Genomic DNA, 9,395 nt, shown 5'->3' with positions numbered 1-9,395 from the left:
CTCGCCCGCCGGGTGCGGCGGCCCGCCGCCGCGCTGCCCGCCTCCGACGACCGGGTCCTGGACCGCGGCGTCGCCGGCCCCGCCCGCGGGGCCGTCCGGCTCGCCCGCGGCGTCGACCGCCGGCTGGAGGGTGCGGGCGACGGCGCGGTCGTGGGCGTCGGGGCCGCGGGCCGCGCGCTCGGCCGGCTCGCCCGCCGCCCGCAGACCGGCCAGCTGCACACCTATCTCGCCCAGGCCGTCGCGGCCTTCACCGTCCTCGCCGCCGTCTTCGTCCTCGTGAGGTGACCCCCCTCGTGCTCACGGCCATCGTCTTCCTCCCGGCCGCCGCGGCGGCCGGGCTGCTGTGCCTGCCGCGCGCCGCCGGGCGCCGGGTCGTCCTGACGGTCTGGACGGCGGCGTCCGGCGCCGTGCTCGCGCTGACCGTCGCGCTCTGGGCGGGCTACGAGCACGGCGGCGGTATCCAGTACGAGACGCACGTCCGCTGGATCCCCGGCGCCGGCGTCGGCTACCACGTCGGCGTCGACGGCCTGTCGCTGCCGCTGCTGGCCCTGACCGCCGTGCTCTTCCCGGCCTGCGCGCTGTACGCGCTTCGCGAGACCCGCCGGGTGCGGGAGTTCGCCGCCCTGTTCCTCCTCCTGGAGACCACCTGCCTCGGCCTGTTCGCCGCGCTCGACCTCATCCTCTTCTTCGTCTTCTTCGACCTGTCGATCGTGGCGATGTACTTCGTCATCGCGGGCTGGGGCCACGCGGGCGCCGCGCGCGCCGCGCAGAAGTTCTTCCTCTACACCTTCTCCGGCTCGCTCGCGCTGCTCCTCGGCTTCATCGGCCTGTACCTCGCCGCGGACCCGCACACCTTCGACATCGTCGCGCTCTCCGCGGCGGACCCGCTGGCCGGAAGGTCCGGCTACGGCGCCCTCGTGCTGCTGGCGGTCGGCCTCGGCCTGGCCGTCAAGACGCCCACGGTGCCGTTCCACACCTGGCTGCCGCCGGCGCACACGGAGGCCCCGGCGGCCGGCTCGGCGATCCTGGCCGGGGTGCTGCTGAAGATGGGCACGTACGGCTTCCTGCGCATCGCCATGCCGCTGCTGCCGGGGGCGTGGCGCACGTACGCGCTGGTCTTCGTCGTCACCGGCGTCGTCTCCGTGCTCTACGGGGCGCTGGTGGCCCTGGCGCAGACCGACTTCAAGCGCATGATCGCGTACACCTCCGTCAACCACATGGGCTACGTCCTCCTGGCCGTCGGCGCCGCCGCCGCGCTGGGCGCGGACACCGCCGACGCGCGCCGGCTGGCCGTGACCGGAGCCACGTACCAGATGGTCAGCCACGGCCTGCTGACCGGCGCGCTGTTCCTGCTCGCCGGCGCGCTCCACGAGCGTGGCCGCACCTACGCCATGGACGCCTACTCCGGCGTCGCCGCCCGCGCGCCGGTCCTCGCCGCGCTCACCGGCGTCGCCGTCTTCGCCTCGCTCGGGCTGCCGGGCTTCTCCGGCTTCGTCGCCGAGTTCCAGATCCTGGCCGGCAGCCTCGGCCCGCGCCCGGTGGCGACCGCGCTCGCCGCGCTCGGCATCCTGCTGACCGCCGCGCTGCTCGTGCGCGCGCTGCAGCGCGTCTTCCTCGGCCCGCTGCGGCTGCCCGACAGCCCCGGTACGCCGCGGCCGTTCCCCGACCTCCGCGCCCACGAAGTGGCGTCGATCGTGCCGCTGCTGGCCCTCGCCGTCGTGCTCGGCGTCTTCCCGCGCTTCGTGCTCGACGTCATCGAGCCGTTCTCGCGCACCGTGCTGGAACTCGTCGCCCGATGAACGCGACGACGACGGCCGGCACGGCCCTCACCGCGGCGGGCGGCATGGACGAGAACCCGCTCGACCTGCTGCCCGAAGCCCTCCTCGCCGCCTCAGCCGTGCTCGGCCTGCTGCTCGGCTCCTGGCTGCCGCGGCACCGGCAGTGGCCGGTCGCCGCCCTGGGGGCGGCGGCGTGCGCCGCGGGGATCGCGGCGGCCGTCCACCGGGCCGCCGTCGCGGACGGGCCGGAGCCCGCGTTCGACGGCGCCTTCGCCGTCGACGCCGTGACGTCGACGGTCCGCGTCGTCATCCTCGCCGGCACCCTCGTCGTGCTGGTCCTCGGCCGCGCCGCGTTCCGGGCGGACGCGCGCGAGAGCGAGTTCTTCGTCCTCGTCCAGCTCACCGCCCTCGGCGCCCTGATGCTGGCCGGTGCGCAGGACCTGCTGCTGCTCGCCGCCGCCTACCTGCTGGCGAGCGTGCCCGCGTACACCCTGGCGGGCTTCCGCAAGGACGCGCCCGGCACCGAGGCGGCGCTGAAGTACTTCGTCACCGGTGCCCTCCTCGGCGCCGTCCTGCTCGCCGGCATCACCCTGCTGTTCGCGGCGGGCGGGGCCAGCGCGTACCCGAGGCTCGGCGACGAACTGCCCGGCGCCCCGGCCGGTCTCGTGACCGCCGGCACCGTGGGGGTGCTGGCCGGGCTGCTGTTCAAGGCCGGCGGCGTGCCCGGCCACTTCTGGGTGCCCGACGCCGTCCAGGGCAGCAGCCCGGCCGCCGCCGCGCTGCTCACCACCCTGCCCAAGGCGGGCGCGCTGGCCGCGCTCTACCGGCTGGCCGCGGTGCCGCTCGCCGGCACGCGAGCGCCCTGGGACGAGCTGATCGCCGTGCTGGCCGCCGCGTCCATGACGCTCGGCAACCTCGCCGCGTTCTTCCAGACCGACGTCCGGCGGATGCTCGCCTACTCCACCGTCAGCCAGGTCGGCTACCTGCTCCTGCCCGTCGCGGTGGCCACCCGCTCCGGCGCGGCCCAGCCGGCGCTGCTGTACTACCTCGCCGCGTACGCGCTGACGAACCTCGGCGCCTTCGCCGTCGTCTGCGCCCTGCCGCACGCCCGCGCTCCCGCCGACTACCGCGGCCTGCTGCGGGCCCGCCCCGCCCTCGCCGTCAGCTTCGCCGTCTGCCTCCTCGGCCTGCTGGGCACGCCGCCCACCGCGGTCTTCCTCGGCAAGCTGGAGGTCTTCACCGCGGCCGTCGACGGCGGCTACGCCTGGCTCGCCGTCGTCGCCGCGGCCAACACCGTCGCCTCCCTCTTCTACTACCTGCGCTGGATCCATCCGGCCGTCTCCGCCGGGCCCCGCCCCCACCCGGTCGTCCGGCCCGCGGCCCGGACGGCGTACGCCGCCGCGGCGGCCTCCGTCGTCCTCGGCGTCACCGCGGGCCCGGTCCTGGCGCTGCTCGACGGGCCGCTCACCCGCTGACCGGGGACCCGCGGCGGTGCGCCGGGGGCGCGGCGCGCTACGTGAAGCGCAGCCTGCCGTTCCGGGCCACGCACAGGGTCAGGAACGCCTGGCCGGCCATGGCGCCGATGCGGTGCTCGCGGCCGTAGTACGTGTTCTCCCCGGACGCCCCGTACGTGCGGCCGTCGTCGAAGCGGGCCATCAGCCGCAGCTGCTCCTCGTTGTGCAGCCGCTCCCACCTGGCCGCGGCCGGGTCGATGCCGGTGTCCTGGGCCGTCAGGGAGACCAGGAGGTCGAAGTTGCCGAAGTAGAAGGGGAAGTGGGTGCCCCAGTCGTTGCCCTCGGGGTAGTGGATCTCGCCGCTGCCCGGCTGGTAGATCGTCTTCGCGGTGCCGCCGGGGACGGGGAAGGGCTTGTCGACCAGGGCGGAGTAGACGCGGGTGATGTTGTGCAGGGCCGCCCGGGGCGCGCTGCGGCCCGCGAGGCCGTAGACGAACCCCTCGTAGAGGCTCTGGTCGAAGGCGACCATGTAGAGCGGGTGCAGGATGTGGTGGTTGTCCAGGGTGCCGTCGTCGGCGATGTTGGTGCCCTGCAGCCAGGTGGACAGCTCGATGCCGTTGACCGTCTCGTCGCCGGTGAGGTCGGCGGGGCAGGCGGCGGCGGCCAGGAGCAGTTCGACGTTGCGGCGCGCCCAGGCGGGGGCGTGCGGGTGGCCGGGCATCATGGCCTCGGCCAGGGAGAGCACGGCGGCGCTCCAGTTGTCCTCCTCGGCCTTGCTGTCGCCGGGGGTGACGGCGGTGCCGTCGCGGCGCCTCTCGTAGAGCTGGTGGCCGGAGGTGCCGACGAGGTGGACGTCGTCGCCGGTGGTCAGCCGGTCCGCCTCCCAGGCCGTCATCGCGGCGAGGTGGCCGCGCTCCCGGTCGTCCAGCTCGTCCCAGAACAGCCAGCCGGCGAGCGCCGTGTAGTACGCCCACAGCGCGGTCTGCCACCCGTTGCCCCAGCGGGTGGCGGGGTCGTCGTTGCTGGCCAGGTGCCGGGCCGCGAGGGTGCGGACGAGGTTGCGGGTGCGGACGGCGGCGTTGGCGGCGGAGAGGTCGCGCGGGTCGTACACGCCGGTGGCCAGGGCGGTGGTGGCGGCGACGGCGGCCATGGCGGGAAGGCGGATCGCGCGCTCGTCGGTGCCGCGGAGGTCGATGTAGCCGTCCGGGAGGTACGTGCGGTAGGTCGCCGCGTACCAGGGGCCGATGAGGTAGCGCGCGCTGCCCGCCAGGATCGCCCGGATCCGCCGCCCGGCGGCGTCCCTCGCGCGGTACCGACGGAGCGGACCCCGGTCGACGGGCACCACCGCGCCCGCGGCGCCGCCGCCGGCGCCGCGCGCGCTGGCCGGGAGGCCGAGGGCCGAGGCCGCGCCGAGCACGGCCGAGGCGCCGAGGAGATGACGGCGGGACAGACGGGGCGAAGAGGTCATCCGGCGCTCCTGGGGTCCGTGAGGTGGTGGGCCTCCGCTGGATTCTCACGTGGGAACGCCGTTTGGCAAGGGGTTGCGCAGGAGGCGGTCCGCCCCGCCGGGTGCGGCGGCCGGCGGGGCGGGCCGGCCGGCCGCACTCGGGGTCGAGGACGCGTCGCAGGTCAGCCGATCTTGACGACCTGGCCGTCGGTGGCCTGGCCGCGGGGCCACATCTGGGAGTTGTTGGCCACGTAGACGGAGCCGTCCGGGCCCGCCAGGAAGCCGTGCGGGGCGAGGAGTTCGCCCTCGGCCAGCGTGGTGCGGGTGCCGTCCTCGGCGATCTGGATGACGTCGCCCTCCGGGTCGCCGGTCCACGGCATGCCGGTGGTGGCCATCTCCGTGACGTAGAAGTCGCCGCCCGTGCCGAAGCCGCAGCCGGTGATGGTGCTGAAGCCGGACTGCCAGACCTCCCAGTCGCCGACGTCCGGGTCGTAGCGGTAGACGTTCGCCGCCGTGCCCGAGTTGCCGTAGCCGGTGAGCTGGCCCATGTACAGCGCGCCGTCCGGGCCGGTGTCGATGCACGTGGGCACCGCGTCGGTGCCGGCCGGGGTGTACGGCATGAAGTCGAGGACCTCGACGTGGCCGCGGCGGTCGATGGAACTGAGCGTGTTCGACGCGGAGTCGATCACGTAGAGCCCGCCGCCGGGCTTGGGGGTCATGTCGTAGACGTTGGCGTCGAAGCCGGGGTGCTCGAAGTACTCCGGGTGGTTCTCCTGCATCCAGCGGTAGTTGACCTCGCCGGGGTTGGCCTTCACCACGGCGTGCCCGTGGGTGATGTCGATCAGTGCGCCGTACTGCCTCTTGAGCTTCCGCTCCAGCCTGTTGGGCACCCACGACGGCACGCCGTAGGGCGAGCCCGGCGCCAGCACGTACAGCCGGCCGTCGAGGTACTTCACGCCGTTGGGGCCGACGGACTCGCCGGTGTTGAAGTTCGACGGCAGGCCCGTGACGATGCGTTCCGGCGTGCCCGAGGACACGTCGGCGACCGTTCCCCGCAGGCCGAAGCAGGCCAGGGAGTCGAGGTCGGGGCCGGCGCACGCGCCGCCCGGGGTGCCGGCCTCCGCGACCAGCAGGCGGCCGTCGGGGCCCCAGGTCAGGCTGCGCGGCTCGTGCAGCCCGCTGGCCACCACCGTGACCGGGGCGTCGGCGGTGAGGGTGCCGGAGCCGCCCGGCCCGCCCGCAGCGTACGCGGCTTCGGCGACCGGGCTCGAGGAGCCCACTCCGCCGCCGGCCAACGCCAGCGCCAGCGCCGCCGCGGCCAGTAACCGGCTCTTGCTGAGGCCTCTCATTCGCTCTCCGTTTCTCCGCTACGAGATGACAGTTGCGCGGGGGTCGTCCCGGGACCTCGTGGGAGAGCGGAGAAGGGGGGATCGCGTACGGCCACCGTGGCGGCGTCGGCGCTCCGCACCTCCGCGAGCAGCCCGGGGTCCGTGGCCGAAAGTTTCGTTCATCCTTCTTGCCGTGCTCTTGGCGGCGGCTTGGCGTTGATCATTTGTGCGGGAACATCCGGAATGTTACCCGCGGTTGGCCCGCGAAGACCCGGCGGAGGGCGTCGCCCGCCCCGGCGGCGCGGCGCGGGGGAGAGGACGGGGGGTGGAGGTTCGTACAGGCTGAATTGCGCCACACGCGCAGCGGGGACGTCCCGCCCGCGGAGCGCGCCCCGCGGGCGCCGCTCGCGCGCGGCTGGAAAGAATGTCGCCGAGCGGTGCCGGATCCGTGGACCGGCGTGCGTGGCACCGGTGAGAGGGCACCCGCCGGGGGGCCCGGGAAAGGAAATGACCATGAAGCTGACGACCGTCACGAACGTCTCCGTCGACGGAGTGATGCAGGGCCTCGGCGGGGCGGACGAGGACCGCAGGGGCGGGTTCGAGCGCGGCGGCTGGGCGCTGCCGCTGTTCGGGGGCGAGGCCGAGACGTACCTCGGCGAGGTGTACCGGCGCGCCGGCGCGTTCCTCTTCGGCCGCAGGACCTACGAGATCTTCGCCGGCTCCTGGGGCACGATGCCGGACCCCGACGACAACCCCATCGCGGGACCGCTCAACCGGCGGCCCAAGTACGTGGTGTCGCAGACGCTCACCGAGCCGCGGTGGGCGGGCACCCGCGTCCTGTCCGGCGACGTCGCGTCCGCCGTCCGGGAGCTGAGGGCCGGTGGCGACGGGGAACTGCAGGTGCACGGCAGCGGCCGGCTGGTCCGCACGCTGCTCGCGGACGGCCTGGTCGACGAGATCACCCTGTTCACCTATCCGGTCGTCGTCGGCCAGGGCACCCGGCTGTTCCCCGGCAGCGGGCCCGACGCCGCGCTCGACCTGGCGGACTTCCGGGCCTTCCCGGGCGGTGTCACGGTCCACGTCTACCGGCCCGCCGGCCGTCCGCGGTACGCCGGCGCGGACGCCGGCCCGGATCCCACGCCCCGCCGGCCCTAGCGGGCGACCCTGCCGTCCTCGATGCGGGTCTGGCCCAGGGGCGTCGCGTCGCGGAACTCCGGGAGCGTCATGGGCTTGTCGTAGAGGAAGAAGCTCTGGTTGCTGCCGATGGTGAACTCGATGTACGCGCCGGTGGTGGCGTCGAAGCCGTAGTACGCGCTGCACTGGCTGCCGGAGTAGTAGACGCCGTCCATGCCCGGTGCCGTCTTGGTCACCATGCCGGTGTTGGAGGAGTCGACCTCCTCCGGCGGGGTGAGCATCGCGCAGTACGAGACCGGCAGCCCCTCCAGGACGAAGTACCCGTACTCGCCGTTGGCGTTCTGCAGGTAGACGTACGACAGCTTCCCGGGCTTCTCCCAGGTGTCGACCCACTTGTTGATGGTCTCCCGGGTCGGCGAGTACCGCATCGCCTCCGCCGGCTGCCGCTTGACGAGCCGGTCGTAGCCGGACTGCTTCGTCCGCGACTCCTGGGCCTGGGAGGAGTCGTCCGTGCAGGCCGCCGCGGTGAGGGCGAGGGTCGCGGTCGCGGCGAGGGCGGTGAGGATGCGGGTCAGGCGGCGCACGTGGTCTCCTTCACGTCGGTGCTCAGCTCGGCGGGCAGCCCGGCGTCCTTGAACGCCTTGCGGTGCTCCTGCCGGGACTTGGCGTTGTAGTCGTGGACCAGCTCGGACCGCGTCGCGCGGAGTGCGCCGAGGGAGGTGTTGATCTGCTCGGTGCGGTAGGCGGACGGGTCGGTGTCCAACTCGTCGCGGAGCGCGTCGATCTCGCCCTCCTTCGTCTGCACCGCCGCGCACAGCTCGAAGAACTCCTCGTACGTGGAGATGCGGAACTCGCCCGAGCCCACGGTGCGGTCGCGGGCCTCGGCTTCGCCCCGGAAGGGCGCGGTGGACCAGGACGCGCCGCCCCAGACGAAGACGCCCGCGACGTAGACCAGGGCGAGCAGCACGATCCCGGCGATCGTGTACCGCACCGCGCGGCCGGCTTCGGCGAACACTCGGGAGTCGGTGGGCACGGGGACCTCCTCGCGGTCGGGGCGCGGACGGCGGCCGGGCCGGGGGCCCGGCGCTGCACGGCCGCGACACGGGCACTCCGGCCGGCCGGCGCGGGGTGTCTGTCGTACGGTCGGCGGGCGACCCGTACGGTCCGTGTCCGCCCGGTCGCCGACGCCTGACTCTTTGTACCGCGGGGGTCTCGGTACCCCTCCCGAGTACGCGTCCGGGCGACGGCGGCCCCCGCTCCCCGCCGGCGTCCGCGCCGTCCGCGGAACCCGCGGCACGCACGGTCCGCCGGACCCGCGCCGGTCCGCCGAAATCCGCCTATCAGACCGCGCATCATTCCTTCGAGTGCTATATGCCGCCAGATGCGGGAACGGGCCACTCGCGCTGGCACGATGATCCACATCTTCCTCCCCCCCGGGCCGGAGTGCCCGAAGCCACCGTTCTCCAGCAGAGGTTGCCGCCACCAGCAGGAGGTACGTCCTTGTCCCACAGCCAGGTCTCCGCAGAGCACGGCGGCGCCGAGGCGCCGCCCCCCGACGATCCGCCCGGCGGGCCGGCGGACACCCTGCCGGTGACGGCGGGGCAGCGGGAGGTGTGGCTGGCCGAGCAGCGCTCCCCGCGGCTCGGCCCGTCGCTGCGGCTCGGGGAGTACCTGGAGATCGCCGGGCCGGTGGAGCCGGGCCTGTTCGAGACGGCGCTGCGGCAGGTCGTCGGCGAGGCCGACGCGCTGCGGGTGCGGCTGGTGCCGGGTGCGGACGGCCCCGTACAGGTGGTGGAGCGCGAGCTGCCGTGGCGGCTCGCCTTCGTCGACGTCAGCGGCGCGCCGGACCCCGAGGCGGCCGGGCGGGAGTGGGTCGGCGCCGACACGGCCCGGCCCCTGGACCTCGCGGCGGGGCCGCTGTTCAGCTTCGCGCTGCTCAAGCTCGCACCGGACCGGTTCTGGTGGTACCACACGTACCACCACGCGGCCGTCGACGCGTTCGGCTACGCGCTCGTGGCCCGCCGTGTCGCCGAGGTGTACACGGCGCTGGTCCGCGGCCGGGACGCCGGCCCCTCGCCCTTCGGCCCGCTGGCGGCGCTGGTCCGCGCCGACCGGGAGTACCAGCGGTCCGCGGACCGGGACGCGGACCGGACGTACTGGACCCGGCAGTTGGCCGGCTGGACGCCCGGCGCCGCGCCCGCGGCACCCCCGGCGGACGGGGCGGACGCGGGGGACGGGGCCGACGGGAGCGCGC

Annotated in this window: 8 protein-coding genes and 1 pseudogene; 5 read left to right on the top strand and 4 right to left on the bottom strand. The window is 74.7% G+C overall.

Features of this window, described 5'->3' with window-relative positions; translation table 11 throughout:
• The 3 genes and pseudogenes from ABD317_RS28975 to ABD317_RS28965 all read left to right on the top strand — a co-directional run.
• Positions 1-285 (top strand): annotated as a pseudogene (locus ABD317_RS28975) (NADH-quinone oxidoreductase subunit L); the annotation flags it as partial.
• An 8-nt stretch (positions 286-293) separates the two neighbouring features.
• Positions 294-1,799, top strand: coding sequence for a complex I subunit 4 family protein (locus ABD317_RS28970; protein WP_344293523.1), 1,506 nt, complete (start codon positions 294-296; stop codon positions 1,797-1,799).
• On the top strand, positions 1,796-3,253 hold the full coding sequence (locus ABD317_RS28965; RefSeq protein ID WP_344293521.1) for an NADH-quinone oxidoreductase subunit N: 1,458 nt from the start codon (positions 1,796-1,798) through the stop codon (positions 3,251-3,253). Before ABD317_RS28970 ends, ABD317_RS28965 begins: the two co-directional genes overlap by 4 nt.
• A 37-nt stretch (positions 3,254-3,290) precedes the next feature.
• Here ABD317_RS28965 and ABD317_RS28960 read toward each other — a convergent pair whose 3' ends face one another.
• Together ABD317_RS28960 and ABD317_RS28955 are read right to left on the bottom strand one after the other, a co-directional pair.
• Positions 3,291-4,700 carry a hypothetical protein gene (locus ABD317_RS28960; RefSeq protein ID WP_344293519.1) on the bottom strand — a complete coding sequence of 470 codons (1,410 nt, stop codon included), beginning with the start codon at positions 4,698-4,700 and terminating at the stop codon, positions 3,291-3,293.
• A 161-nt stretch (positions 4,701-4,861) separates the two neighbouring features.
• Complete coding sequence (locus ABD317_RS28955; protein ID WP_344293517.1) at positions 4,862-6,028, bottom strand: ScyD/ScyE family protein; 1,167 nt, start codon at positions 6,026-6,028, stop codon at positions 4,862-4,864.
• 492 nt (positions 6,029-6,520) lie between these two features.
• Between ABD317_RS28955 and ABD317_RS28950 the strand changes: the two genes are divergently transcribed.
• Entirely contained in the window at positions 6,521-7,162 is a 642-nt protein-coding gene (locus tag ABD317_RS28950; RefSeq protein WP_344293515.1) for a dihydrofolate reductase family protein, read from the top strand.
• Here ABD317_RS28950 and ABD317_RS28945 read toward each other — a convergent pair.
• Both ABD317_RS28945 and ABD317_RS28940 read right to left on the bottom strand, forming a co-directional pair.
• The gene (locus ABD317_RS28945) at positions 7,159-7,725 is read right to left on the bottom strand and encodes a hypothetical protein (RefSeq protein WP_344293513.1); all 567 of its coding nucleotides are present in this window, start codon (positions 7,723-7,725) and stop codon (positions 7,159-7,161) included. The two genes, ABD317_RS28950 and ABD317_RS28945, sit on opposite strands and share 4 nt — an antisense overlap.
• On the bottom strand, positions 7,713-8,174 hold the full coding sequence (locus ABD317_RS28940; RefSeq protein WP_344293511.1) for a hypothetical protein: 462 nt from the start codon (positions 8,172-8,174) through the stop codon (positions 7,713-7,715). The genes ABD317_RS28945 and ABD317_RS28940 overlap by 13 nt, the downstream gene beginning before the upstream one ends.
• Positions 8,175-8,641: 467 nt before the next feature.
• Here ABD317_RS28940 and ABD317_RS28935 point away from each other — a divergent pair.
• A partial coding sequence (locus ABD317_RS28935) for a condensation domain-containing protein (protein ID WP_344293509.1) occupies positions 8,642-9,395 on the top strand: 754 nt, incomplete at its 3' end.

The organism is Streptomyces synnematoformans (genome assembly GCF_039531005.1).
GTDB classification, from domain to species: Bacteria; Actinomycetota; Actinomycetes; order Streptomycetales; family Streptomycetaceae; genus Streptomyces; species Streptomyces synnematoformans.
The sequence above is the reverse complement of the archived record's forward strand: the minus strand, read 5'-3'. Positions and strand labels throughout refer to the sequence as shown.

Bases quoted from the DNA above. Each gene is read 5' to 3' on its own strand.
- ABD317_RS28965 (WP_344293521.1), top strand. From the start codon at position 1,796: ATGAACGCGACGACGACGGCCGGCACGGCCCTCACCGCGGCGGGCGGC.
- ABD317_RS28960 (WP_344293519.1), bottom strand. From the start codon at position 4,700: ATGACCTCTTCGCCCCGTCTGTCCCGCCGTCATCTCCTCGGCGCCTCG.
- ABD317_RS28955 (WP_344293517.1), bottom strand. From the start codon at position 6,028: ATGAGAGGCCTCAGCAAGAGCCGGTTACTGGCCGCGGCGGCGCTGGCG.
- ABD317_RS28950 (WP_344293515.1), top strand. From the start codon at position 6,521: ATGAAGCTGACGACCGTCACGAACGTCTCCGTCGACGGAGTGATGCAG.